This is a genomic window from Streptomyces sp. NPDC029526 (assembly GCF_040637405.1).
Taxonomy (GTDB): domain Bacteria; phylum Actinomycetota; class Actinomycetes; order Streptomycetales; family Streptomycetaceae; genus Streptomyces.
On the sequence record NZ_JBEZWE010000002.1, the window covers coordinates 450,017 to 474,761 of the forward strand.

20 protein-coding genes and 1 pseudogene are annotated in these 24,745 nt (G+C 72.9%); 16 read left to right on the forward strand and 5 right to left on the reverse strand.

Annotated features, from left to right (window positions below):
* Nucleotides 1-129: 129 nt before the first annotated feature.
* From AB0F01_RS07585 to AB0F01_RS07605, 5 genes and pseudogenes are all read left to right on the forward strand, one after another.
* On the forward strand, nt 130-1,461 hold the full coding sequence (locus AB0F01_RS07585; protein ID WP_362090855.1) for a DUF6716 putative glycosyltransferase: 1,332 nt from the start codon (nt 130-132) through the stop codon (nt 1,459-1,461).
* A gap of 44 nt (nt 1,462-1,505) precedes the next feature.
* A complete protein-coding gene (locus AB0F01_RS07590) occupies nt 1,506-2,810 on the forward strand; it encodes an N-acylneuraminate cytidylyltransferase (protein WP_362090857.1) in 1,305 nt (434 codons plus the stop codon).
* Nucleotides 2,811-2,824: 14 nt separating this feature from the next.
* A complete protein-coding gene (locus AB0F01_RS07595) occupies nt 2,825-3,763 on the forward strand; it encodes an N-acetylneuraminate synthase family protein (RefSeq protein ID WP_362090858.1) in 939 nt (312 codons plus the stop codon).
* A 23-nt stretch (nt 3,764-3,786) separates the two neighbouring features.
* Nucleotides 3,787-4,841, forward strand: a pseudogene (locus AB0F01_RS07600) (hypothetical protein); the annotation flags it as partial.
* A 657-nt stretch (nt 4,842-5,498) separates the two neighbouring features.
* Entirely contained in the window at nt 5,499-6,728 is a 1,230-nt protein-coding gene (locus tag AB0F01_RS07605; RefSeq protein WP_362092502.1) for a M20 family metallopeptidase, read from the forward strand.
* 142 nt (nt 6,729-6,870) lie between these two features.
* On the opposite strand, the gene AB0F01_RS07610 is transcribed toward AB0F01_RS07605, so the two are convergent.
* Both AB0F01_RS07610 and AB0F01_RS07615 read right to left on the reverse strand, forming a co-directional pair.
* Nucleotides 6,871-7,221 carry a MerR family transcriptional regulator gene (locus tag AB0F01_RS07610; RefSeq protein WP_362090860.1) on the reverse strand — a complete coding sequence of 117 codons (351 nt, stop codon included), beginning with the start codon at nt 7,219-7,221 and terminating at the stop codon, nt 6,871-6,873.
* 22 nt (nt 7,222-7,243) lie between these two features.
* Nucleotides 7,244-8,215 (reverse strand): aldo/keto reductase, encoded by a 972-nt coding sequence (locus AB0F01_RS07615; protein ID WP_362090862.1) that lies wholly within the window; start codon nt 8,213-8,215, stop codon nt 7,244-7,246.
* Between the two features lie 400 nt (nt 8,216-8,615).
* Between AB0F01_RS07615 and AB0F01_RS07620 the strand changes: the two genes are divergently transcribed.
* From AB0F01_RS07620 to AB0F01_RS07665, 10 genes are all read left to right on the forward strand, one after another.
* The gene (locus tag AB0F01_RS07620; protein WP_362090864.1) at nt 8,616-9,668 is read left to right on the forward strand and encodes a BMP family ABC transporter substrate-binding protein; all 1,053 of its coding nucleotides are present in this window, start codon (nt 8,616-8,618) and stop codon (nt 9,666-9,668) included.
* 527 nt (nt 9,669-10,195) lie between these two features.
* Nucleotides 10,196-11,251: a BMP family ABC transporter substrate-binding protein gene (locus AB0F01_RS07625; RefSeq protein WP_362090866.1), complete on the forward strand. Its 1,056-nt coding sequence runs from the start codon at nt 10,196-10,198 to the stop codon at nt 11,249-11,251.
* A gap of 168 nt (nt 11,252-11,419) precedes the next feature.
* Nucleotides 11,420-13,033, forward strand: a complete 1,614-nt coding sequence (locus AB0F01_RS07630; protein ID WP_362092504.1) for an ABC transporter ATP-binding protein — start codon at nt 11,420-11,422, stop codon at nt 13,031-13,033.
* Nucleotides 13,033-14,154: an ABC transporter permease gene (locus tag AB0F01_RS07635; RefSeq protein WP_362090868.1), complete on the forward strand. Its 1,122-nt coding sequence runs from the start codon at nt 13,033-13,035 to the stop codon at nt 14,152-14,154. Before AB0F01_RS07630 ends, AB0F01_RS07635 begins: the two co-directional genes overlap by 1 nt.
* Nucleotides 14,151-15,425: an ABC transporter permease gene (locus AB0F01_RS07640; protein ID WP_362090870.1), complete on the forward strand. Its 1,275-nt coding sequence runs from the start codon at nt 14,151-14,153 to the stop codon at nt 15,423-15,425. The genes AB0F01_RS07635 and AB0F01_RS07640 overlap by 4 nt, the downstream gene beginning before the upstream one ends.
* On the forward strand, nt 15,422-15,823 hold the full coding sequence (locus tag AB0F01_RS07645) for a cytidine deaminase (protein WP_362090871.1): 402 nt from the start codon (nt 15,422-15,424) through the stop codon (nt 15,821-15,823). The genes AB0F01_RS07640 and AB0F01_RS07645 overlap by 4 nt, the downstream gene beginning before the upstream one ends.
* Nucleotides 15,824-15,911: 88 nt before the next feature.
* On the forward strand, nt 15,912-17,189 hold the full coding sequence (locus AB0F01_RS07650; protein ID WP_362092507.1) for a thymidine phosphorylase: 1,278 nt from the start codon (nt 15,912-15,914) through the stop codon (nt 17,187-17,189).
* Between the two features lie 94 nt (nt 17,190-17,283).
* Entirely contained in the window at nt 17,284-17,868 is a 585-nt protein-coding gene (locus AB0F01_RS07655) for a Uma2 family endonuclease (RefSeq protein WP_362090873.1), read from the forward strand.
* A gap of 87 nt (nt 17,869-17,955) precedes the next feature.
* Nucleotides 17,956-18,606 carry a TetR/AcrR family transcriptional regulator gene (locus AB0F01_RS07660; protein WP_362090875.1) on the forward strand — a complete coding sequence of 217 codons (651 nt, stop codon included), beginning with the start codon at nt 17,956-17,958 and terminating at the stop codon, nt 18,604-18,606.
* 32 nt (nt 18,607-18,638) lie between these two features.
* Nucleotides 18,639-20,693, forward strand: a complete 2,055-nt coding sequence (locus tag AB0F01_RS07665) for an ATP-binding domain-containing protein (RefSeq protein WP_362090877.1) — start codon at nt 18,639-18,641, stop codon at nt 20,691-20,693.
* An 84-nt stretch (nt 20,694-20,777) separates the two neighbouring features.
* On the opposite strand, the gene AB0F01_RS07670 is transcribed toward AB0F01_RS07665, so the two are convergent.
* On the reverse strand, nt 20,778-21,701 hold the full coding sequence (locus AB0F01_RS07670) for an AEC family transporter (RefSeq protein ID WP_362090879.1): 924 nt from the start codon (nt 21,699-21,701) through the stop codon (nt 20,778-20,780).
* 272 nt (nt 21,702-21,973) lie between these two features.
* Here AB0F01_RS07670 and AB0F01_RS07675 point away from each other — a divergent pair, with 272 nt between their 5' ends.
* Entirely contained in the window at nt 21,974-22,366 is a 393-nt protein-coding gene (locus tag AB0F01_RS07675) for an STAS domain-containing protein (protein WP_362090881.1), read from the forward strand.
* Here the strand turns inward: AB0F01_RS07675 and AB0F01_RS07680 are convergent.
* Complete coding sequence (locus AB0F01_RS07680; RefSeq protein ID WP_362090882.1) at nt 22,250-23,266, reverse strand: sigma-70 family RNA polymerase sigma factor; 1,017 nt, start codon at nt 23,264-23,266, stop codon at nt 22,250-22,252. The two genes, AB0F01_RS07675 and AB0F01_RS07680, sit on opposite strands and share 117 nt — an antisense overlap.
* A gap of 193 nt (nt 23,267-23,459) precedes the next feature.
* Nucleotides 23,460-24,743 carry an MFS transporter gene (locus AB0F01_RS07685; RefSeq protein ID WP_362090884.1) on the reverse strand — a complete coding sequence of 428 codons (1,284 nt, stop codon included), beginning with the start codon at nt 24,741-24,743 and terminating at the stop codon, nt 23,460-23,462.
* Nucleotides 24,744-24,745 lie beyond the last annotated feature (2 nt).

A 24,745-nucleotide genomic window follows, 5' to 3' on the forward strand; every position in this document is an offset into this window, starting at 1 on the left:
GGCGAAGCCGTGAAGCGGGCGGAATTCGGCGGCCCCGGCGTGCCGATTCGCCTTTCGGGGGGCCGCTGTTCACCGTTTGTTGGATTCCGGTTGGGCCGCTCCTCGGAATTGCTTCCTAGCGTTTTCGACGTGCCAGCAAGTGCGACGAATTCCCTGCGAGTGGCCGTTCTCGCGGATTCCGACACCCGGTGGAAATGGGGCGCCCTCACCGCGCGCCGCCTCGCCCCCGGGGACACGGATATCCGCCTGGACGGATACCTCCTGCGCGGCCGTGCGACCCCCACCGCCCGCCAGCTCACCGAGGTCGGTGTCCCGGCGGACGGCCTGAGCGAGGTCACCGCGGCGCAGTTCCTGCGTGCCATGGACGCCGAGCCCTGCGACGTGGTGGTCCTCGCCCTCGTCGGCGGGGGAGTGCAGGCGATGCTGCACGGGCTCGGACGGGTCTGGCAGGACCGCCCGGACCGGCCGGTGGTGGTCACCGGCTACGTCGGGATCGTCTACGAGAAGCTGGCCGACGGCCTGCTGCTGCGCCACGGGGCCGATCTGGTCCTCGCCAACTCCCGCCGGGACGCCGAGCGGTTCCGCGCCGTGTACGAGGGGGTGGGCGCCGACGCCTCCGCGGTGACCGAGGTGGCCCTGCCCTTCCTGGGCGGCGAGCCGTACACCGGCCCGCGCGACCCGTACACGGTGGTGTTCGCCGCCCAGCCGTCCGTGCCGGAGAGCCGCCGCGAGCGCGCGTACCTGCTGGACCGGCTGGTGCGGCACGCCCGGCGCCACCCGGAGCGCCAGGTGCTGCTGAAGCTGCGCTCCAAGCCCGGGGAGCACACCACGCACCTGGAGGAGGTGCCCTACCAGAAGCTGGCCCGGGGCCTCGACCTCCCCGCCAACCTCCGCCTCGTCCACGGCCACATGGGGGAGGTGCTGGACCGCACCGACCTGCTCGTCACGGTCAGCTCCACGGCCGCCCTGGAGTCCCTGCACCGCCGTATCCCCACCGCCGTCCTCACCGACCTGGGCATTCGCGAGGCGCTCGGCAACCACCACTTCGTCGGCTCCGGCTGCCTCACCTCCTGGGACCGGCTCGATGCCGGCCACCGCCCGGAACCCGACCCGCGGTGGGTGGCGGGACAGGGCGTCGCCCCCGGGGGCACCGCCTCCGGGGCAGGGGCGTACGAGCACGCCTTCGACGCCGCCCGCGCCCGCATCGGCGCCCTGCTCGACCGCCCCGGCGGACTTCCGCCGCTGGCCCCCTACTACACGGCCGCCACCGCGCCCGGCTACCTGCCCGGCGTCCTCGCCCGCCACCACCTCGCCCCCGACGGCACCCCGCTGCCCGGCGCCCCCGCGGCGGGCCGGGCCCCGGGCGCGGTCCGGCAGATCGTGCGCCGGGCCGCCCGCGGCGCCTACCGGCACGGCGTGCAGCGGGTGGCCCCCGCGATCCGCCGCATGGGGGAGCTGTGACCCCGCCGCCCGCCACCCCGACCCCGCCTCCAGGAGCTGATCCGATGTCCTCTCCGCCCCCGGCGCGCCGGGTGCTCGCCGTGATCCCCGCGCGCGGCGGCTCCAAGGGAGTGCCCGCGAAGAACCTCGCCCCCGTCGGCGGCGTCCCCCTGGTGGCGCGCGCGGTGCGCGCCTGCCGGGCCGCCCGGCACGTCACGGACGTCGTCGTCTCCACCGACGACCCGGCCATCTCCGACGTCGCCCGGCGGGCCGGCGCGGAGGTCGTCCTGCGGCCCGCCGCCCTCTCCGGCGACACCGCCACCTCCGAGGCGGCCGTCCTGCACGCCCTGGACGCCCACGAGGACACGCACGGCCGCCCGGTGGACGTGGTCCTGCTGGTGCAGTGCACCAGCCCGTTCCTCACCTCCGACGACGTCGACGCGGTGGCCGCCGCGGTCGTCGAGGGCCGCGCCGACACGGCCGTCACCGTCGCCCCCTTCCACGGCTTCCTCTGGCGGGACGGCGCGACCGGCGGGACCGGCGCGACCGGCGGCGACCGCGTGGACGGCCAGGACGGCCAGGACGGGCAGGACGCGCGGGGCGCGGCCACCGGTGCCGGGACGTCAGGCGGCGGACACGGCGTCAACCACGACAAGGCCGTCCGCCCCCGCCGCCAGGACCGCCCGCAGGACCTGTTGGAGACCGGCGCCGCCTACGCCATGGAGGCGGCCGGCTTCCGCACCCACCGGCACCGCTTCTTCGGCCGCACCGAACCCGTGCGCACCGACCCGGCCCGCGTCCTGGAGATCGACGATCCGCACGACCTCGCCCGGGCCCGCGCCCTCGCGCCGCTCCTCGACGCCGACGGGCCCGGTTCCCTGCCGACGGCCGCCGACCTCGACGCGGTCGTCCTCGACTTCGACGGCACCCAGACCGACGACCGGGTGCTGATCGACTCCGGCGGACGGGAGTTCGTCGCCGTGCACCGCGGCGACGGACTCGGCATCGCGGCCCTGCGCGACAGCGGCCTGAAGCTGCTGATCCTGTCCACCGAACAGAACCCGGTCGTCGCCGCCCGCGCACGCAAGCTGCGCATCCCCGTGCTGCACGGCGTCGACCGCAAGGACCTCGCACTCAAGCAGTGGTGCGACGAACAGGGCATCGCGCCCGAGCGCGTGCTCTACGTCGGCAACGACGTCAACGACCTCCCGTGCCTGGCCCTCGTCGGCTGGCCCGTGGCGGTCGCGAGCGCCCACGACGCCGTCCGCGGCGCCGCCCGCGCCGTCACCACCCTCCGGGGCGGCGACGGCGCGATCCGGGAGATCGCCGGCTGGATCCTCGGCCCCTCCCTCGATTCCCTCCCCAGGTAAGGAAACCCCCGGTCATGAGCACCAACTCCCGCATTCGCACCCTCGGTCCGCGCGAGGCCGGCCCCGGCCGCCCCGTCTACGTCACCGGCGAGATCGGCATCAACCACAACGGCGACATCGAGAACGCGTTCAAGCTGATCGACGCCGCCGCCGAGGCCGGCTGCGACGCCGTCAAGTTCCAGAAGCGCACCCCGGAGATCTGCACCCCGCGCGACCAGTGGGACATCGAGCGCGACACCCCCTGGGGCCGGATGACCTACATCGACTACCGCCACCGCGTGGAGTTCGGCGAGGACGAGTACCGCCAGATCGACGCCTACTGCCGGAAGAAGGGCATCGACTGGTTCGCCTCCCCGTGGGACACCGAGGCCGTCGCCTTCCTGGAGAAGTTCGACGTCCCCGCCCACAAGGTCGCCTCCGCCTCCCTCACCGACGACGAACTGCTGCGCGCACTGCGCGCCACCGGACGCACGATCATCCTGTCCACCGGGATGTCCACCCCGAAGCAGATCCGCCACGCGGTCGAGGTCCTGGGCTCGGACAACATCCTGCTCTGCCACGCCACGTCCACCTACCCGGCGAAGGCCGAGGAGCTCAACCTGCGGGTGATCAACACGCTCCAGCAGGAGTACCCGAACGTCCCCATCGGCTACTCCGGCCACGAGACCGGCCTGCAGACCACGCTCGCCGCCGTCGCCCTCGGCGCCGCCTTCGTCGAGCGTCACATCACCCTCGACCGCGCCATGTGGGGCTCCGACCAGGCCGCCTCCGTCGAGCCGCAGGGCCTGAGCCGCCTGGTCCGCGACATCCGCACCATCGAGGCGTCCCTCGGCGACGGCGTGAAGAAGGTCTACGACTCCGAGCTGGGCCCGATGAAGAAGCTGCGCCGGGTGCCCGGAGTGGTCGCCGACGCCGAGATCGCCGCGGCGGCGGGCGAGCCGCTGACGGTCTGAGACCCGGACGCCGTGACCCGCCGATGAGCCCACGCGCCGGGAGCACCGGCCCCCGCACGCTCGCCTTCGTGGAGAGCCCGGTACAGCTGCTGAACGTGCTGGAGTGGGCGCACGCGCACGCTCCCGGCGCCGGGCTCACCCTGGTGGTGCTGTCCCCCGTCGACCCGATGACCCGCGGCCAGCTGCGCCGCATGTGCGGACTGGCCCGGGAGGAGGGCCACGAGGTCCGCTGGGAGGAGGCCCGCGGCGGCCCGGGCGCCCCGCTGCGCACCGTCGGGGCCTCACGGCCGCCCTGCGCCGCGCCGACCGGGTCGTCCTCGGCGACCCCTTCTCCCGCTACGTCCAGCTGCTGCTGACCCTCACCCGGGCGCCCGCCCTGGTCGTCGTCGACGACGGCACCGCGACCATGGAGTTCGTCGGCCAGCTCGCACGGGGCGAACGCCTGGTCCGCTGGCACCGCAAGGGCGGCCGTCCGGGGCCCCGGGACCTGCTGCTCGCCCCGGTGTCCGGCGCGGCCCGCCGGCGCCTCACCCCGGGCGGCGGACACACCGTCGAGGTGTTCTCCTCCATGCCGGTCGACGCCACCCCGCCCGGCGTCACCGTCCTCCCGCACACCTTCGCCTGGACCAGGCAACGCTTCGGCCCGCCCCGCGTCACCGGGGGCGCCGACCTGGTGGGCACCTCGCTGGTGGAGACCGGGGTGGTGGACCGGGACGCCTACCTGGCGGCCGTCGGGGACCTCGCCCGCGCCCACGGCGCGACCCGCTACTTCGCCCACCGCCGGGAGAGCACGGACAAGCTCCACCGGCTGGCCGTGGAGACGGGGCTGGAGGTCGTGCGTCCCGAACTGCCCCTCGAACTGGTCGCCCGCCGCGGGCCGGTCGCCCGCACCGTCCTCAGCTTCCCCTCCACCGTGGTGCACACCCTTCCGCTGGCCCTGGCGGGCACGGACGTCCGGGTCGCGGTCTGCGACATCGACCCCGCCTGGCTCACCGCGGGCGCCTCCCCGCGGGCCCGGGGCTTCCTGTCCGGCGTCACCCGCACCGCCCAGGGCGCCCACCGCCTGCCGGCGACGCCCGCAGCCCCGGCGACGCCTGCGGTCCCTGGGGCGCCTGCGGCTCCCGCGACTCCCGCGGTGCCTGCGACGCCCGCCGCGCCCGCGTGGCCCAGGACCGCGCCCTCGGCGACCCCCGCGGGGCCGCCGGTGCCACCCGCGCCGCCCGCGCCTCCGGCACCGGCGGTCTGAGGACGGCAGGTCCCCGACGGGTCTAGGCGCTCGGCCGACGGCACCGCCGTCGGCGGCCTCCTGCCGACGGTTGTCCCCGCCGGCCGGGAGGCGCTCCCGGCAGACCCGGGACGCGTTTCTGCCCCTGGTCCTGTCCCCGGTCCTGCCCCTGGTCCTGCCCCGTCCTGGACCCTGTCCCGGTGAGCCGCACTGGGCCGGTCCACGGGGCCCCGGACGGGCGGACCGGCGTGGACACGGCGATGCGTGGTATCCGTGGGAAGGTGGAGGGGTGGCCTGTCACTCTCGGACGGCGGCCGGGACCGTGACCGACGTCACGTCCCGACGGGTACGGAGGGCCCGGACTCCCGTCAAAGAGCGGCAAGTTTACCCAGCCACACGCACAGCCATGCGTAGGGCGGCCAGTTTTTCTTCCCCTAACGGACTGATTTTTCTTGATCGAGCACCGGTCGAGGTCACTGGCGCCCTACTCTTCAAAGGGTGAAGCCACTGATGTCACTGGAGTCCGAGATCGAACTCGCCGGCGGAGCGGTGCTTCCCGGCGCGCTGTCCGAGGAGCTCCGCGCCGAGCTCGTACTGTTCCGCCGCGACCTGCACCGGCACCCGGAACTCGGCCACCAGGAGTTCCGCACCACCGCGGCGATCAAGGAGCGGCTCGAGCGCGCCGGTCTCCGGCCGCGGGTGCTCTCCGGCGGGACCGGGCTGATCTGTGACATCGGAGTGGGCGAGATCCCCGGCTCGGACCGGGCGGTGCTCGCCATGCGGGCCGACATCGACGGCCTGCCCATCCCCGACATGAAGGCCGACTGCCCGTACCGCTCCACCGTGCCCGACCGCGCGCACGCCTGCGGGCACGACGTGCACACCACCGTGGTGCTGGGCGCCGGCCTGATCCTGGCCGACCTGCACCGGCAGGGGCTGCTGGCGCGTCCGGTGCGGCTGATCTTCCAGCCCGCCGAGGAGGTGCTGCCGGGCGGTGCCTCCGACGTCATCGCGGACGGCGCGCTGGACGGCGTCGGCCGGATCATCGCCGTGCACTGCGACCCGCGCGTCGACGCGGGGCGGATCGGACTGCGCCAGGGCCCGATCACCTCGGCGTGCGACCGGCTGGAGATCTCCCTCGACGGCCCCGGCGGCCACACCGCCCGCCCGCACCTGACCACCGACCTGGTCACCGCCGCCGCGCGGGTCGTCACCGACGTGCCCGCCCTGGTCGGCCGGCGCGTCGACTCCCGCAGCGGTCTCGCCGTCACCTGGGGCCGCGTCGAGTCCGGCCACGCGCCCAACGTGATCCCGCAGCACGCCGAGCTGTCCGGCACCGTGCGCTGCCTGGACCTGGAGACCTGGCGGCAGGCCGCCGACATCGTGGTCGCCGCCATCGACGAGGTCGCCAACCTGCACCGGGCCAAGTCGGAGATCTCCTACGTGCGCGGCGTGCCCCCGGTCGTCAACGAGGCCGGGGTGACCGAACTGCTGCGCGACGCCATGATCGCGCGGCGCGGTCCGGAGTCCGTCGAGGGCACCGAACAGAGCCTGGGCGGCGAGGACTTCTCCTGGTACCTGCAGCACGTGCCCGGTGCGATGGCCCGCCTCGGCGTGCGCACCCCGGGCGAGCGCACGGTGCGCGACCTGCACCAGGGCGACTTCGACGTCGACGAGCACGCCATCACCGTGGGCGTGGAACTCTTCACCGCCGCCGCCCTGCTGGACACGCTGCGCTGAGGGGCGCCCGGGGCGGGGCCCGCCGGGACATGCGCTCGCCCGACGGGACCTCGACTCCCGGCTCCCGGTCCCGGCTCCCAGCCCCGACCCCCGGCCGCGTCGCCGGGCTCACCGCCGGGCTTCGCCACCGGGGGCCTGGCCCTCAGCTGTAGTAGGCGATCTTGTCGTCGAGCACCTCCAGGGCCCGGCGCAGGGCCGCCACCCGCTGCTCCAGGGCCTCACGGTGCGCGCGGAGGAAGGCCACCCGGTCCCGCGCCGAGTGCTCGGTGCGCAGGATGGCGACGAACGCCCGCAGGTCCGCGATGCCGAGCCCGGCGTCCCGCAGGCAGGTGACCAGGCCGATCCAGAAGATGTCGTCCTCGGTGTACTCCCTGTGCCCGCCGGGGGAGCGCCGGATCGGTCCGATCAGCCCCTCGCGCTCGTAGTAGCGCAGTGTGTCGAGGGAGACGCCGGTGCGGTCGGCCGCGGCTGCGGGAGTGAGGCTGGTGGTCACGGACCTCCTTGTCCGACCGTCGTCACCGGGCTTCGGCGAAGCGCGCCAGGTGCTCGTCGCCCAGCCGCACGCGGTGTGCGGCGAGCGCCTCCTCGATCTGCTCCACCCGGCTCACGCCGACGATGGGGTCGATGCCCAGCCGCATCAGCCAGGCGAGGACGACCTGGTTCCTCGTGGCCGCCAGTTCGCCGGCCACGTCGTCCAGGACCGCGAGCACCCGGGTGGTGCCGGGGTGATCATAGGCCTGCGGAAGCGGCTTGTCCGCGCGTACGTAGGAACCCCACATCAGCGAGCTGTACGACCACACCGTGAGCCCTTCCGACCGTGCGAGGTCCAGGTCCTCGGCGGTGAGCAGGCGGTGGCCGCTCTCCGGGAGCGCAGTGAGCGGGCGCGGCTGGACGAGGGAGTGGCGCAACTGCAGGGCCGTCCACGGTTCCACGCCGTGCTCCCGGGCGAGTGACCGGGCGCGCGCCACGCGCCAGGCCGCGTGGTTCGCCGCCCCGACGCGCAGAGCCGTCCCCTCGGTGACCAGTTCGCCGAAGGCGCCGACGGTCTCCTCCAGCGGCACCGAACGGTCCTCGGCGTGCGCCCAGAGGAGATCGACGTGGTCGACGCCGAGACGCTCCAGGCTCGCCTCGAACCCCTTGCGCACGGCGGGGGCCGAAAGCCCCTCGGCGCTCTCCGGCCAGGCGTGCGGGACGAGCGGGTTCTGCCGGACCTTCGTCGCGATCCGCACGGCGTCCCGCGCGCCGGGGCGGGACCGGAGCCATGCGCCGATGACCCGTTCACTGGCACCCCCGACGCCGCTCGGATCGACCCAGAAGGAGTAGCAGTTCGCCGTGTCGAGCCAGACGCCGCCCCCGTCGACGAAGGCGTCGAGGATCGCGTAGGCGTCGTCCTGTGCGACGCGGGTGCCGAAGTCCATCGTCCCGAGGACGATCCGGGGGGCGTCGGGGTGGGTGGTGCGGGCGGTGTTGGTGTCCATGCGCTGCATCCTGGGATCTGGAGCGCGCTCCAGATCAAGTGCGGGGCGGGAACGGGCGCGGCAAGGTCCGGGAGGGGCCGCGGACAACCGCCCGTGTGGTCCGGTGCCCGGGGCGTGCCGTCCCTCCCGCCTCGCCCACCTCAAGGGCCCCAGCCGTCCCCCGTCCGCCTGTTCCGGTTGCGGCTGGGACGGGGGAGGGGCAGCGTGGTGCCGTGCCGTCAGGCATGCGCGCCTGACCGGTTCCGCCCCCTTCCGCCCCGGCGGTCCCCCGGCCCCTCCGGGGCGCAACCGGCCAGCGGCACGAATGGATAACGGCGCCGCCAAACCCCGTTCCCAGGAGTGTCTACGCGCGTTAATGTGCGCCGAACCGAGCACCCGCTGCGGGGCTTTGGAGAATGGGGAACTTCAGATGCGTCGGACATCGAAACTGACTCGCGTCGCGGTGGGGGTCGCGTCGCTCGCACTCGCCGCCACGGCCTGCGGCGGCACCAGCAGTGACAACGGCGACAGCGGCGGCAGCACCAAGGAGGACCTCGGTCTCGCCATCGCCTACGACATCGGCGGCAAGGGCGACCAGTCCTTCAACGACGCCGCCTACGCGGGTCTGGAGAAGGCCCAGAAGGAGTTCGGCTACAAGACCGCCGACGTCGAGCCCACCGAGGGCGAGACGGACGCGGACAAGGAGCAGCGCCTGTCCTCGCTGGCCAAGCAGGGCTACAACCCCGTCATCGGCGTCGGGTTCGCCTACGGTCCGGCGATGGAGGCGGTCGCCGCGAAGTACCCGAAGACCACCTTCGGCATCGTCGACTCCGTGGTCGAGGGCGACAACGTCGCCTCCCTGGTCTTCGCCGAGGAGCAGGCGTCCTACCTCGCCGGTGTCGCCGCCGCCAAGGCCACCAAGACCGACGTCGTCGGCTTCGTGGGCGGTGTGGACATCCCCCTGATCCACAAGTTCGAGGCCGGTTTCCAGCAGGGCGTCAAGGCCACCGACCCCAAGGTCCGCGTCATCGCCCAGTACCTGACGCAGACGGCCGAGGAGGGCGGCTTCTCCAGCCCCGACAAGGGCAAGGCCGCCGCCGAGGGCCAGATCGAGAAGAAGGCCGACGTCATCTACCAGGCCGCCGGTCTGTCCGGTCAGGGCGTGATCGAGGCCGCCGCCAAGGCGAAGGTGTGGGCGATCGGCGTCGACTCCGACCAGTACCAGCAGGAGGCCCTGGCGTCCTACAAGGACTACATCCTCACCTCCGCCCTGAAGGACGTCGGCGGCGCGGTCTACGCGCTGGCCAAGTCCGTCGAGGAGGACAAGCCGCTGACCGGCACCCAGGTCTTCGACCTCAAGGTGGACGGGGTCGGCCTGTCCGACAGCAACCCGAAGATGGCCGAGGTCCCGGGCCTGACCGATGCCGTGGCCAAGGCCAAGGAGGGCATCGTCGACGGGACGATCACCGTCAAGACGGAGTAGCGGACCGGCGCCGGCCGTGCGCGGGGTGTCCGGCAGGCACCCCGTCGCCGGGCCGGCGGCGACCGGATCCCATCCACGGAAGCGGGCGGGCGGCACACGTGCCCCCGCCCGCTTCCGTGTGCGGGCGGCACACCGCCCCGCCTGCTCCCCCGTGCGGGCGGCACACTGCCCCGCCTGCTCCCCCGTGCGGGCGACCCACTGCCCGGCCCGCTCCCCCGTGCGAGCGGCACACCGCCCCGCCTGCTCCCCTGTGCGGGCGACCCACCGCCTCCCCCGTCCCACCTGCGGGCGGGGGCGCACTGCCCGCCCGTTTCCGTGCGTCCGCAGTGGCCGCCCTCACATCACCCAGGGCCACCTCCTCTTCGCAGTCGGCAACGTCCTGACCAGCGCGCACGGCCGCTTGGCCACGGGCGCATAACAAGGTGGACAGAAGGGGTTTTCAGGCAGGTCTACGCGCGTTAATCTGCGGCGAAGCCAGCGCCGTTGCTGATACCGTCCGGCGCTTTGTACGACAGGAGCACCACATCATGCGCCGGATTTCCCGGATCACGGTCGCAGGCGCAGCGACCGCCTCCCTGGCCCTCGCCCTCTCCGCCTGCGGCGGCACCTCGACGTCCTCCTCCTCGGACTCCTCCGGGTCGAAGGAGGACAAGGGCCTGGCCATCGCGTACGACGTCGGCGGCCGCGGCGACCAGTCCTTCAACGACGCCGCCTACGCCGGTCTGAAGAAGGCCAAGGACGAGTTCGGCTACAAGACCGCCGACGTCGAGCCGACCGACGGCGAGACGGACGCGGACAAGGAGCAGCGCCTGTCCTCGCTGGCCAAGCAGGGCTACAACCCCGTCATCGGGGTGGGCTACGCGTACGCCTCCGCCGTGAAGGGCGCCGCGGAGAAGTTCCCGGACACCACCTTCGGCATCGTCGACGACGCCACGGTCGAGGCCGACAACGTCGCCGACCTGGTCTTCTCCGAGGAGGAGGCGTCCTACCTGGCCGGCGTCGCCGCCGCGGAGACCACCGAGACGGACGTCGTCGGCTTCATCGGCGGCGTGGACATCCCGCTGATCCACAAGTTCCGCGCGGGCTTCGAGCAGGGTGTCAAGGACACCGACCCGAAGGTCAAGGTCATCTCGCAGTTCCTGACCCAGACCGCGGAGGAGGGCGGCTTCTCCAGCCCCGACAAGGGCAAGAGCGCCGCCGAGGGCCAGATCGAGAAGAAGGCCGACGTCGTGTACGCGGCGGCCGGTCTGTCCGGTCAGGGTGTCATCGAGGCCGCCGCCGCCAACAAGGTGTGGGCGATCGGTGTCGACTCCGACCAGTACAAGCAGGAAGCCCTCGCCAAGTACAAGGACTCGATCCTCACCTCGGCGATGAAGGATGTCGCCAAGGCGGTGTACAACCTGGCGCAGTCGGTCGAGGACGGCAAGCCCGTGACCGGTATCGTCAAGGGCGATCTGAAGACGGGTGAGGTGAGCCTGTCGAACTCCAACCCGAAGTTCGCGGACGACGCCGAGCTCCAGGCAGCCATCGAGAAGGCCAAGGAGAAGATCATCAGCGGCGAGATCAAGGTCAAGTCCAGCTGACACCCCCTCCGAACGAACCCTGAGCAGCGTGTGACTCCGGGGTTGCGTCCGCGCCACGGGGTGCGGGGAGCCAGGCTCTCCGCACCCCGTGGGTTCGGTGCGCCACCCCTTTGTATGCCGTAGGGGCGCTACGCGCGTAGACGGCCCCCGTCCCCAGGAGAGTGCGCCATCAAAGCGTCCAGCAGCCCTCCGGCCGGAGCGGCGGTCAACGGTCAGACCGCCGTCGAGCTCGCCGGGATCACCAAGCGATTCCCCGGTGTCGTGGCCAACCACGACATCCACCTGACTGTCCACAAGGGCACCGTGCATGCCCTGGTGGGCGAGAACGGCGCCGGCAAGTCGACCCTGATGAAGATCCTCTACGGCATGCAGAAGCCGGACGAGGGCACCATCGCCGTCGACGGCGAGCAGGTCACCTTCGGCTCACCCGCCGACGCCATCGCGCGCGGCATCGGCATGGTGCACCAGCACTTCATGCTCGCCGACAACCTCACCGTCCTCGAGAACGTCGTGCTCGGCAGCGAGAAGCTGTACGGCATCGGCGCCCGGGCCCGTCGCAAGATCAAGGAGCTCTCCGAGCGCTACGGCCTCGACGTGCGCCCCGACGTCCTGGTCGAGGAACTCGGCGTCGCCGCCCGCCAGCGCGTGGAGATCCTCAAGGTCCTCTACCGCGGCGCGACCACCCTGATCCTCGACGAGCCCACCGCCGTCCTGGTCCCGCAGGAGGTGGACGCCCTCTTCGACAACCTCCGCGAGCTGAAGTCCGAGGGCCTGTCGGTCATCTTCATCTCCCACAAGCTGGGCGAGGTCCTCTCCGTCGCCGACGAGATCACCGTCATCCGCCGCGGTACCACCGTCGGCACCGCGGTGCCCGCCGAGACCACCTCCAAGCAGCTCGCCGAGATGATGGTCGGCAGCGAGCTGCCCAGCCCGGAGAAGGGCGAGTCGACGGTCACCGACCGTCCCGTCATCACCGTCGACAAGCTCCGCCTGACCGCCCCGGGCGGCAAGGCCCTGCTCGACGACATCACCTTCACCATCCACGAGGGCGAGATCCTGGGCATCGCCGGCGTGGAGGGCAACGGCCAGACCGAACTCGTCGACGCGCTGATCGGCCTGCGGGCCGCCGACTCCGGCGTCATCCGGCTCGCCGACGAGGACATGACCGCCTGGAGCACCCGGAAGCGGCGCGAGGAGGGCATCGGCTACATCCCCGAGGACCGCCACCGCCACGGCCTGCTCCTGGAGGCGCCCCTCTGGGAGAACCGCATCCTCGGCCACGTCACCGAGAAGCCCAACGCCAAGGGCATCTGGCTGGACCCCAAGGCCGCGCAGGAGGACACCCGCCGCATCGTGACGACGTACGACGTCCGCACCCCGGGCATCGACGTCACCGCGGCCTCCCTGTCCGGCGGCAACCAGCAGAAGCTGATCGTCGGCCGCGAGATGAGCCACAAGCCGCGCTTCCTGATCGCCGCCCACCCCACCCGCGGTGTGGACGTCGGCGCGCAGGCCGCCATCTGGGACCACATCCGCGAGGCCCGCCGCGAGGGACTGGCCGTCCTGCTGATCTCGGCCGACCTCGACGAGCTGATCGGCCTGTCCGACACGCTCCGGGTGATCTACGACGGCAGGCTGGTCGCGGACGCCGACCCCGCGACCGTCACCCCGGAGGAACTCGGCACCGCCATGACCGGTGCCGCCACCGGCCACCTCGAACACGCAGACACCCCCGAGACCTCGGCCGACGCCCCCGAGTCTCCGGAAGACGAGGCCCGCTGATGAAGAAGTTCGACAAGGAGCGCGTACTCCTCGCGGTGGCCGGACCGGTCATCGCGCTGGCCGTGGCCTTCGTGCTGAGCGCGATCGTGCTGCTCGCCTCCGGCAAGAACCCCACCGAGCCGTTCGCCCTGATGTTCCAGCAGGCGACCTACTCGGACATCCAGGTCCTGATCATCAACCAGGCGTCGATGTACTACATCGCCGCCCTGGCGGTGGCCATCGGCTTCCGGATGAACCTGTTCAACATCGGCGTCGACGGCCAGTACCAGCTCGCCGCCATGATGGCCGCCATCGTCGGCGCCCACGCCGACCTGCCGGCCGCCCTGCAGATCCCCCTGCTCCTCCTGACCGCCGTGTTCACCGGAGCCTTCTGGTCCGGCATCGCCGGCGTCCTGAAGGTCACCCGCGGGGTCAGCGAGGTCGTCGCCACGATCATGCTCAACGCCACCGCCACCGCCGTCATCGGCTACCTCTGGCTGCCCAGCGTCTTCGGCGTCAAGGTCGGCAACAACAACACCACCGGCGAGATGAACGAGTCCGGCTGGGTCCCGGGCCTCGACATGGGCGACGCGGGCGAGATCTACGGCCTGGTCCTCCTCGCCGTGATCCTCGGCATCGGCTACTGGATCGTCCTCAACCGCACCCGGTTCGGCTTCGACCTGCGTGCCTCCGGCGCCTCCGAGTCCGCCGCCGCGGCCAGCGGCGTCAACCCCAAGCGCATGGTCCTCACCGCCATGCTGCTCTCCGGTGCCGTCGCCGGACTCGCCGGTCTGCCGATCCTGCTCGGCGACACCCACACCTACAGCCTCAACTTCCCCACCGGCATCGGCTTCCTCGGCATCGGCATCGCCCTGCTCGGCCGCAACAGCCCGGTCGGCATCGCCTTCGCCGCCGTGCTGTGGGCCTGGCTCGACAAGGCGTCCCCCGAGCTGGACTTCCACGGCTACGACAAGGAGATCGCGGTCATCATGCAGGGCCTCATCGTCCTCTCGGTCGTCGTCTCCTACGAGGCCGTCCGCGAGTGGGGCCTGCGCCGCCAGCAGCGCCGGGTCGGCGCGGAGCTCGCCGCGGGACACGTCCTGGGCGCCGACAACAACACGAAGGAGGTGGCCGGCCGATGACTGCTCCGACCACAGCGACCGACGTCAACCAGCCGTCGCTGGAGCACAACGCGCCGACCGGCCGCCGCCTGTCGCTGCCGGTGCTGCTCCTGGTCATCGCCGGGGCCCTGGCGCTGACCTCGATCGTCCGCCTGATCACCGGCGCCAACGGCATCACCAACGTCAGCCAGATGTCCACCGCCCTCCAGCTCGCCGTCCCGATCGGCCTCGCCGGTCTCGGCGGCCTGTGGGCGGAGCGCGCGGGCGTCATCAACATCGGCCTCGAGGGCATGATGATCCTCGGCACCTGGTTCGGCGCCTGGGCCGGATTCCAGTGGGGCCCGTGGACCGGCGTCCTCGTCGGCCTCATCGGCGGCGCGCTCGGCGGCCTGCTGCACGCCGTCGTCACCGTCACCTTCAAGGTCAACCACATCGTCTCCGGCGTGGCGATCAACATCCTCGCCCTCGGCGCCACCCGCTACCTCGCCCCGCTGGCCTTCGAGGGCCACCAGGGCGGCTCCGCGAAGCAGTCCCCGGCGGTCGAGTCGCTCGGCAGCTTCACGGTGCCGGGGCTCTCCGACGCCCTGCGGGACCTCAACGCCAAGGGCTGGTTCTTCGTCTCGGACATCGCGGGACTGCTCGGCGGCCTGGTCACCAACGTGTCCTGGCTGACCCTGATCGCCGTCGCGCTCGTCCCGGCCACCTGGTACGTCCTGTGGCGCACCCCGTTCGGCCTGCGCCTGCGCTCCTGCGGTGAGAACCCGATCGCGGCGGAGTCCCTCGGCGTCAACGTCTACAAGTACAAGTACCTGGCCGTGATCATCTCCGGTGCCCTGGCCGGCCTCGGCGGTGTCTTCCTGTCCATCGTCGCCAACCCCTTCTACCTGGAGGGCCAGACCAGCGGACGCGGCTACATCGGCCTCGCCGCGATGATCTTCGGCAACTGGATGCCGGGCGGCCTCGCCATCGGCGCCGGCCTCTTCGGCTACACCGACAGCCTCAACCTGCGCGGCGGCTCCGCCAACGTGCACGCCCTGCTGCTGCTCGGCGCGCTGCTGCTGGTCATCGGCGCGATCTGGCTGGCGATCCGCAAGAAGTACGTCCACGCGGCGATCACCCTGGTCATCGGCGCCCTCGTCTACGCCTGGTACGCCGGCACCAACGAGGTCCCCAACCAGGTCGTCGCCGCCACGCCGTACGTCATCACCCTCGTCGTCCTCGCCCTGTCCGCCCAACGGCTGCGCATGCCAAGGGCGAACGGCATGGCGTACCGGAAGGGACAAGGCAAGTGACCCCGGCGGCGGAGCCCGACTGGGAGGCGCTGCGGGCCCTCGCCCGCGAGGCCATGACCCACGCGTACGTCCCCTACTCGGGCTACCCGGTCGGCGTGGCCGCCCTGGTCGACGACGGGCGCACCGTCTCCGGCTGCAACGTGGAGAACGCCAGCTACGGACTCGGCCTGTGCGCCGAGTGCGGACTGGTCTCCGAGCTGCAGCGCACCGGAGGCGGCCGGCTCACGCACTTCACGTGCGTGGACGGCCGGGGCGAGATCCTCGTCCCGTGCGGCCGCTGCCGGCAGCTGCTGTACGAGTTCGGCGGCCCGGACCTGCTGCTGGAGACCCCGGCGGGCATCCGGCCGCTCTCGGAGATGCTGCCCCAGCCCTTCGGCCCGCAGCACCTCACCAAGTAACGCCCAGCGGCCCCCTCGGACGACGGCCGGTACCGTCGCCCGGAGGGGGCCGCACCCTTCGCACCCCGGAAGGAACGCCAGCATGGCCATGGACGCCATCTCCGTCATCCGCACCAAGCGGGACCGCGCCGAACTCACCGACGAGCAGATCGACTGGGTCATCGACGCCTACACCCGCGGGGAGGTGGCCGACGAGCAGATGTCGGCGCTCGCCATGGCGATCCTCCTCAACGGCATGAACCGGCGCGAGATCTCCCGCTGGACGGCGGCGATGATCGCCTCCGGCGAGCGCATGGACTTCTCCTCGCTGTCCCGCCCCACCGCCGACAAGCACTCCACCGGCGGCGTCGGCGACAAGATCACCCTCCCGCTGGCCCCCCTGGTCGCTGCCTGCGGCGCGGCCGTCCCCCAGCTCTCCGGCCGCGGCCTCGGCCACACCGGCGGCACCCTCGACAAGCTGGAGGCCATCCCCGGCTGGCGCGCCCTGCTCTCCAACGAGGAGATGCTGGACGTCCTGGACACCACCGGCGCCGTCATCTGCGCGGCGGGCGACGGCCTGGCCCCCGCCGACAAGAAGCTCTACGCGCTGCGCGACGTCACCGGCACCGTCGAGGCCATCCCGCTGATCGCCTCCTCCATCATGTCCAAGAAGATCGCCGAGGGCACCGGCTCCCTGGTCCTGGACGTCAAGGTCGGCACCGGCGCCTTCATGAAGACCCTCGACGACGCCCGCGAACTCGCCCGCACCATGGTCAGCCTCGGCACCGACGCCGGGGTGAGGACGGTCGCCCTGCTCACCGACATGTCCACCCCCCTCGGCTTGACCGCCGGCAACGCGCTGGAGGTCCGCGAGTCCGTCGAGGTCCTCGCCGGCGGCGGCCCCGCCGACGTCGTCGAGCTGACCCTCGCCCTGGCTCGCGAGATGCTCGACGCGGCCGGCCTCAAGGACGCCGACCCGGCGAAGGCCCTGGCCGACGGCTCCGCCATGGACGTCTGGCGCCGCATGATCACCGCCCAGGGCGGCGACCCGGACGCCGAACTCCCCGTCGCCCGCGAGCAGCACGTCGTCAAGGCCCCGTCCTCCGGCGTCCTGACCCGCCTCGACGCCTACGACATCGGCGTCGCCGCCTGGCGCCTCGGCGCGGGCCGCGCCCGCAAGGAGGACCCGGTGCAGGCCGGCGCCGGCGTCGAACTCCACGCCCGCCCCGGCGACGAGGTGACCGAGGGCCAGCCTCTCCTCACCCTCCACACCGACACCCCCGACCGCTTCGACTACGCCCTCACGGCACTCGACGGCTCCTACGACATCGCCGCCCCCGGCACGGCCTTCACGCCCACCCCCGTGGTGCTGGAACGTATCGCCTGACCTGCGGTTTCCCCGATCGGGTGAACGGGACCGGTGGACCCCACCGGTCCCGTTTCGGCATGCTGTACTCGGTGACGCACCGAAGGAGACCGCCATGAGCGCACTCACCGTGAGCCAGGACCCCGAGCAGAGCTGGGACGACCTCGTCCGGTTCTGGGAGGAGATGGAATGGCCCGAGGGCAGCAGGGTGGAGATCATCGAGGGGATCGTCACCGTGTCACCTGCTCCCGCGTACAGTCACAATCTGATCGCGGCCCGCATTCAGCGCCGTCTGTACTCCGTGATCCCCGAGGACTGGGAGATTTTCCAGACGCAGGCCATCGCCGTGCCGTCCCGGTTGGGCATGTTCATCCCGGATCTCGTGGTCGCCCCGGTACGGGATCACACCGATCTCGAGTCCCACATCCCTGCCGCGCTCGCAGAGTTGGTCGTCGAAGTCACCTCCAAGTCCAACGCCCGCCACGACCGTGTCAGCAAGCCCGCCGCCTACGCCGCCGCGGGCATCCCGCTGTTCCTCCTGGTCGACCGCTGGGCCCCCGACGGCCCGGCCGCGACCCTCTACGGCGACCCCAAGGGTGACGTCTACCGGCCCCTGCTCACGGCGAAGTTCGGTGAGCCGCTGAAGCTCCCCGCCCCCTTCGACCTCGTGATCGACACCGCGGAGTTCCCCGCCCCCTGAGTGCGCCGGCGGGACGCGGCCGTGACCCAGGCCGGGAGGCGGACCGGGGGAACGGGGGACCGCCGGAGGCTGCGTACGCTTCGGGGCATGGGCGACGAGGGCGGGCTGCGCGAGCGCAAGAAACAGCAGATGTACCGACGGCTGTCGGACACGGCCATCGGCCTCTTCCTGGACCGCGGGTACGAGCAGGTGACCGTCGCCGATGTCGCGGCCGCGGTCGACGTCTCCAAGCCGACGCTCTTCCGGTACTTCCCGGCCAAGGAGGACCTCGTCCTGCACCGGCTCGCCGACCACGTGGGGGAGGCCGGCCGGGTGGTCGCGGGGCGCCCGGCCGGGCAGTCTCCGCTGGAGGCCCTGCGGCGCCACTTCCTGGCCGGGCTCGCCCGGCGCGACCCGGTCACCGGCCTGAACGACGACCCGGACGTGCTCGCCTTCCACCGGTTGCTGTACGGGACGCCGTCCCTGGTGGCGCGCCTGCACACCCACGTCGAGCGGGACGAGGAGGCCCTCGCCGAGGTGATCGACGGGGAGTATGGAGGGGGCGTCCGGGCGCGGCTGGCCGCCGGTCAGATCGTGGCGGTCCGGCGCGTCCTCGCGCAGGAGAACTGGCGCGGCGTCACCACGGGCCGTGGTGCGGACGCGCTGTATCCCGAGGCCGTGGCGGTGGCCGAGCTGGCACATTCCCAGCTCGAAGCAGGTCTGCCGCATCTGGCCCGCCCACAGGATGTAACCGAGTAAAAAAAGTTACTCAGTTACATTATTCTCGGGGGATGACACGCTCCGACTCCGTACTCGACGACGCCCTGTCCCGGGAACGCGCCTACCACGACACCTGCCGAACCGCCCTGGAGGCGATGTCCGAGGGCGCGCAGCGTCATGTGGTGACCGGGGAGGACACCTCCGCGTCCGGTGCCGACGCCGAAGTGCTCGGTCACCGGCTCCGCAGCCGGGCGAAGGAACTCCGCGAACTTCCCCGGGGGCCACTGTTCTTCGGCCGGCTGGACTTCGCCGAGGACGCCGCGGCGGCCGGGGACCACGCCGCGCAGACGTACCACATCGGGCGGCTCCGGGTGGCGCACGATCCGTCCGCACCGCCCCTGGTGGTCGACTGGCGCGCGCCGGTGGCACGCGCCTTCTACCAGGCGAGCACCCGTGACCCCCGAGGGGTCGCCGTCCGGCGTCGCTTCGGCTGGTCGCCCGGGAGCCGCGGCGATGCGGGCGACCTGACCGGGCTGGAGGACGAGCACCTCGCCGAGGGCGAGGCGGCGGAGAGCGACATCGTCGCCGGTGAGATCGAGCGCCCGCGCGTCGGCCCCATGCGGGACATCGCCGCGACCATCCAGCCGGAACAGGACGACCTGGTGCGGGCGGACCTGTCCACCTCCCTGTGCGTCCAGGGGGCTCCGGGCACGGGCAAGACCGCTGTCGGACTGCACCGCGCCGCCTACCTCCTGTACACGTACCCGGAGCGCATCCAGCGCCGGGGCATGCTGGTCCTCGGGCCCAACCGGGCCTTTCTGTCCTACATCTCCGCCGTGCTGCCCGCGCTCGGCGAGACCGGGGTGCGGCAGGCCACCCTCGACGAGGAGATCGCCCGGCACCCGGTCACGGCACGGGACGGGGAGGCCGCGGCGCTCCTCAAGCACGACCCCCGCATGGCGCAGGTCCTGCGCCGGGCCCTCTACGCGCGGGTGAACGCACGGGCGGCCCAGCCGCTGGTCCTCCCGGACGGCTCCTACCGCTGGCGGGTCCCGGCCGACGAGCTGCGGGCCATCGTCCATGACGTGCGCGCTGAGGAGCCGCGGTACGCGGTGGGCCGCGAGCGCGTCCGTGACCGCCTCGTCCGGGCCGTCCGGCGACAGGCCGAGCGGCGTGGCGGCCCGCGCTCCCGCACGTGGGCCGGCAAGGTGGCCCGGTCACGGCCGGTCACGGCCCTGCTCGACACCGTCTGGCCCGCCGTCCGGCCGGAAGAGGTCCTGGCCGACCTGTTCGGCCGGCCCGACGTGCTCGCCACCGCTGCCGAGGGGCTTCTGGCACCGCACGAGCAGCAGGTCCTCACCCGGGAAGGGCCGCCGCGCCCGGCCCGGTCGGCCCGCTGGTCGGCGGCGGACCTCGTCCTCCTGGACGAACTCGCCGGCCTGATCGAACGCCCCGCCGGGTACGCGCACATCGTGGTCGACGAGGCGCAGGACCTCTCTCCCATGCAGTGCCGTGCCATCGCACGCCGGGCGTCCTTCGGCACCGTCACCGTCCTCGGTGACCTCGCACAGGGCACCACGCCGTGGGCCGCGCGCGACTGGACGCAGTTCCTCGCCCACCTGGGGAAGCCGGACGCCGTCGTCACCCCGCTCACCACCGGCTTCCGGGTCCCGGCCGCCGTGGCCGAACTCGCCAACCGTCTCCTGCCACAGCTGAACCCACACTTGCCGCCCGTCCGGTCCCTGCGGCGCGACGGGGAGGTGAGGATCGAGGCGGTCGCCGACCCGGTCGCCTCGACCGTCGCGGCCGTGAGCAGCGCGATGGAGCACGAGGGGTCCGTCGGTGTGATCGCCGACGACGCCACGGCTCCTGCCCTCCACCGCGCTCTGGAGGCGGCCGGGTTCGCCGTGTCGGGCCCGGACAGCGGGGGAGCCCGGCTCACCGTGGTCCCGGCCTCGACCGTCAAGGGGCTGGAGTACGACCACGTGGTGCTCGTCGAGCCGTCGGCCGTCGCGGGGGCAGGGCCCCGCGGTACCAACCGCCTTTACGTGGCGCTGACCCGGGCCGTCTCCCGCCTGCACATCGTGCACGGCGGCGAGCTGCCACCCCCACTCCGGCCACGCTGAGCCGGCCACGGCAGGACGTCCCCGGGGCGGGCAACGGAAGACCCCCGCACTCCGGTGTCTGCGGCGTCCTCTGGGCCCGCACGCTCACCCCAGCAGCGCCGCCACGACCACCAGCACCGGGACCGACAGCACCGTCGACACCAGGATGGCCTCCCGGGCCAGGGTCTCGCCCGCGCGGTAGCTGCTGGCGTAGGTGAACAGGTTCTGGGCGGCGGGGAGCGCCGAGGTGACGACCACGTCGAGGAGGAGGGGGCCGCGCAGACCGAAGACGCCGGCCGCCAGGACCCAGGCGACCGCGGGCTGGACGAAGGACTTCAGGGCCACGGCGAGCAGCACCGCGCCGCGCTCGCCGTTGCGCAGGGGCGGGGTGCTGCCGCGCAGGGAGATGCCGAAGGCGAGGAGGACCGCCGGGACGGCCATGTTGCCGATGAGGGTGAGGGGGTCCAGCACCGGGCCGGGGATCTCCAGCCCGCCCGCGGACACCGCCACGCCCGCCAGGGAGCCCACCGCGACCGGATTGCGCAGCGGGGTGAGCAGCCGGCGTGCCAGGGACTGCCGGGCGCCGTCGGAGGTGGCCAGGTCGAGCACGGTCAGCGCGACCGGGGTGACGCCGACGAGCTGGAACAGCAGGACCGGTGCCACCAGCGAGGCGTCGCCGAGGACGTACACGGCGATCGGGATGCCGAGGTTGCCGGCGTTGACGTAACCGGAGCACAGGGCGCCGATGGTGGTGCGGGCCGTGCCCCAGCGGCGGGCCACCCCCACCGCCACGAAGACGCCCGCCACGCCCACCGCGCTCAGCGCCGTGACCAGGAGGCGGCTGGAGAAGACGACGGATAGGTCGGCGTCGGCGAGGATCGTGAACAGCAGCGCCGGTGACGCCACCCGGAAGGCGAGCCGGGTCAGGACCTCACTGCCGTGCGGTCCGAGGTAGCCCCGCCGGCCGATGAGGTAGCCGGCGCCGATGACGACCGCGATCACCGCGAAGCCGCTCAGCACCCCCTGCACGGCGGCCCCTGACGGTGGAGCACGGCACCGGGCGCGACGGGCGGAGGGGGTCTGTGGCACATACAGCCAACCCTCCGGGGGCGGGCGCGCCGGGGTCAATGTGATCCTCGTGGCGCGCTGCGGAGGCCCGCGCCCGAGCGGCTCCGCCTCGTTGGTCGTCCGGCGGGCCCGCGCCGGAAGCGCGCCCGCGGTGCGCGCGCCGCCCACGCCGGTCTCCCGCTCACTTCCTCGCCCGGTCGGAGGTCCCTGCCCCGGACCGTGGCCGGGCCCCGATGAGTTCCGCCCGCCCGCCGGGTCTACCGGTCGTGGATGCCATGACACCGCCCGTACTCGTGCTGCAGGGCCCCGTCACCCGGGACGGGGTGCGGGAGCCCTGCGCCGCGCTGGGGGCTCTGCTGGACGGTGGAGGCGGCGGCTGCCGGGTGGTCGTGTGCGACGTGGCCGGGCTGGGGCCGCCCGGTCTCGCGGCGGTGAACCTGCTCGCGCGTCTGCAGCTGCTCGCCCGCCGGGCCGGTGGGGGGATCCGGTTGCGTGACCCCGATCCCGCCCTATGCGTGCTGCTCGACCTGGTCGGTCTCTCCTTCGAGGTGGAGGGGCAGCCCGAACAGCGGGAACCACCGCTGGGTGTCGAGGAAACAGTGGAACCCGGTGATCCGCCCGTCTGAGATCTCCAGGACCTGCACCGCCCAGGGCGTGTGACCGCCGGACTCCGGGTCGGGCTTGTACTGCGCGAACCCGGGCAGGCCGTTGACCTGGACCGGAAGCAGGCGGGAGTGGGCGCAGGCGGCACCCATCGTGGTCATGAAGCCCGTGATGTCCTCCGCGCCGGTCAGCCACAGGTCGAACGGCGGCATCGTCATGATGGCGTCCTCGTGCAGCAGCGCGGTCAGGGCCGTCATGTCGTACCCCTCGAACGCGGCCATGTACCGGTCCAGCAGCCTCTGCTGCTCCTCGTCGAGCGGGTCCGAGACGGCCGCGTCCTCGCCCGGCTGCCGCCGCTCGGCGAGCGTGGCCCGCGCCCGCTGCAGCGCGCTGTTCACCGAGGCGACCGAGGTGCCGAGCAGTTCGGCGACCTCGCTCGCCCGCCACGCCAGCACCTCCCGCAGGATCAGCACCGCGCGCTGCTTCGGTGGCAGTTGCTGGAGCGCGGCCATGAAGGCCAGCCGCACCGACTCCTTGGCGACGGCCGCCTCCGCCGGGTCCTCCACGGTGGGCAGCACCCGGGCGTCGGGGACCGGCTCCAGCCAGGTGTGGTCCGGGCGCGGTGACAGGGCGGCCTGGGCGAGCGGCGTCGACTCGGTGAGGTCCATCGGGCGGGCCCGCTTGTTGCCCGCCGTGAGCATGTCCAAGCAGACGTTGGTCGCGATGCGGTACAGCCAGGAGCGCAGGCTGGAACGCCCCTCGAACTTGTCGAAGCTGCGCCAGGCCCGGACCATCGTGTCCTGCACGGCGTCCTCCGCCTCGAAGGACGAACCGAGCATCCGGTAGCAGTACCCGGTCAGTTCGACCCGGTGGGCCTCCAGCCTGCTGTCCAGGTCCGTCGTCGTCGCCGTGCCGTTCGTCATCGTCCACCCGCCCCTGTGGCCTGTCCGTGGTGCGTCGTCGCATCCAGCACTTCGGAAGCTACCGCAGCCCACTGACAACGGCCCGGCGAGCGGGGAGACCCGCAGGTCGGAGCGTGATCGCGCCGCACGAGGGGCGGGACCGGGCAGCGACGAGGAGGGGCGGGGAGGATCCCCGGAGGGGCCGGCGTCCGGGTCAGGCCGCCGCGGCCACCCGGCGCTCCACCCGGGCCGCCCGCGTGCCCAGCAGGGTGATCGCCCCGACGCCGGCCACCGCGACGAGTCCGACGCCCACCGTCCCCGCCCAGCCGGTGCTGTGGAAGGCGAGCGCCCCCACCGTGCTGCCGACGCTGGAGCCGACGTAGTAGGCGGACTGGTAGAGCGCCGACGCCTGCGCCCGGCCGTGGGTCGCGGTCCTGCCGACCGCGGAGGACGCCACCGCGTGCCCGGCGAAGAAGCCCGCGGTGATCAGCACCAGGCCGAGCAGGACCAGGGCGAGCGAGTCCGCCAGGGACAGCAGCAGCCCGGCCGCGGTCGTCGCGCCGCCGGCGTACAGGGCGCCCCGGCGGCCGAGCCGGCTCACCAGGCGGCCCGCCGCCGACGCCGACACCGTGCCCACCAGGTAGACCAGGAAGATCGAGCCGACGATGCCCTGCGGGAGGGAGAACGGTGCCTCCGTCAGGCGGTAGCCGATCACGGTGTAGACACCGCCGAACACCGTCATGAACAGCGCGCCGATCGCGTACAGCCGCCGCAGCAGCGGGTCAGCGAGGTGGCCCCGGACCGTGCGCACCAGCACGCCGGGGCGCAGGGAGCCGGGGCGGAAGTGCCGCGGCGCGGGCAGCAGCAGCCGGAAGGCCACCGCGCAGCCCACCGCGAGCACCCCGACGACGGCGACGGCGACCCGCCAGCCCCACTCCTGCGCCACCCAGCCGGTGAGGACCCGGCCGCTCATGCCGCCGACGCTGTTGCCCGCGACGAACAGCCCGATCGCGGTGACCAGGGCCCGGGGCGTGACCTCCTCCGCGAGGTACGCGGTAGCGGAGGCGGGCAGGCCGGCCAGTGCGGCCCCCTGGAGCGCCCGCAGCGCCACCAGGACCCCGAGGGAGGGGGCGAAGGGGACCAGCACGCCGAGGGTGACCGCCACGGCCAGGGAAGCGGTCATGACCGTCCGCCGGCCGTAGCGCTCGGAGAGGGCGCTCATCGGCAGGACGAACACCGCCAGCCCGCCGGTCGCCGCCGCCACCGTCCAGCTCGCGTCGCCCGCGCTCACCCCGAAGTCGCCGGAGATCAGCGGCAGCAGGGCCTGGGTCGAGTACAGCAGCGCGAAGGTCGCCACCCCCGCGAGGAACAGCGCGAGGCTCATCCGGCGGTAGCCGGGGCCGCCCGGGGACATCCGGGACTCGGCGGGAGGCGGGGAGGAGGGAACGTTCGGACCGGCGTCCACCAGGGTGGACGCCCCGGTACTGGCGGGAGACATGC

Excerpts from the sequence above, each read along its gene's own strand:
- AB0F01_RS07590 (WP_362090857.1), top strand. The coding sequence starts at position 1,506 with ATGTCCTCTCCGCCCCCGGCGCGCCGGGTGCTCGCCGTGATCCCCGCG.
- AB0F01_RS07595 (WP_362090858.1), top strand. The coding sequence starts at position 2,825 with ATGAGCACCAACTCCCGCATTCGCACCCTCGGTCCGCGCGAGGCCGGC.
- AB0F01_RS07605 (WP_362092502.1), top strand. The coding sequence starts at position 5,499 with ATGTCACTGGAGTCCGAGATCGAACTCGCCGGCGGAGCGGTGCTTCCC.
- AB0F01_RS07615 (WP_362090862.1), bottom strand. The coding sequence starts at position 8,215 with ATGCAGCGCATGGACACCAACACCGCCCGCACCACCCACCCCGACGCC.
- AB0F01_RS07620 (WP_362090864.1), top strand. The coding sequence starts at position 8,616 with ATGCGTCGGACATCGAAACTGACTCGCGTCGCGGTGGGGGTCGCGTCG.
- AB0F01_RS07625 (WP_362090866.1), top strand. The coding sequence starts at position 10,196 with ATGCGCCGGATTTCCCGGATCACGGTCGCAGGCGCAGCGACCGCCTCC.
- AB0F01_RS07635 (WP_362090868.1), top strand. The coding sequence starts at position 13,033 with ATGAAGAAGTTCGACAAGGAGCGCGTACTCCTCGCGGTGGCCGGACCG.
- AB0F01_RS07640 (WP_362090870.1), top strand. The coding sequence starts at position 14,151 with ATGACTGCTCCGACCACAGCGACCGACGTCAACCAGCCGTCGCTGGAG.
- AB0F01_RS07650 (WP_362092507.1), top strand. The coding sequence starts at position 15,912 with ATGGACGCCATCTCCGTCATCCGCACCAAGCGGGACCGCGCCGAACTC.
- AB0F01_RS07655 (WP_362090873.1), top strand. The coding sequence starts at position 17,284 with ATGAGCGCACTCACCGTGAGCCAGGACCCCGAGCAGAGCTGGGACGAC.
- AB0F01_RS07660 (WP_362090875.1), top strand. The coding sequence starts at position 17,956 with ATGGGCGACGAGGGCGGGCTGCGCGAGCGCAAGAAACAGCAGATGTAC.
- AB0F01_RS07665 (WP_362090877.1), top strand. The coding sequence starts at position 18,639 with ATGACACGCTCCGACTCCGTACTCGACGACGCCCTGTCCCGGGAACGC.
- AB0F01_RS07675 (WP_362090881.1), top strand. The coding sequence starts at position 21,974 with ATGAGTTCCGCCCGCCCGCCGGGTCTACCGGTCGTGGATGCCATGACA.
- AB0F01_RS07680 (WP_362090882.1), bottom strand. The coding sequence starts at position 23,266 with ATGACGAACGGCACGGCGACGACGACGGACCTGGACAGCAGGCTGGAG.
- AB0F01_RS07685 (WP_362090884.1), bottom strand. The coding sequence starts at position 24,743 with ATGTCTCCCGCCAGTACCGGGGCGTCCACCCTGGTGGACGCCGGTCCG.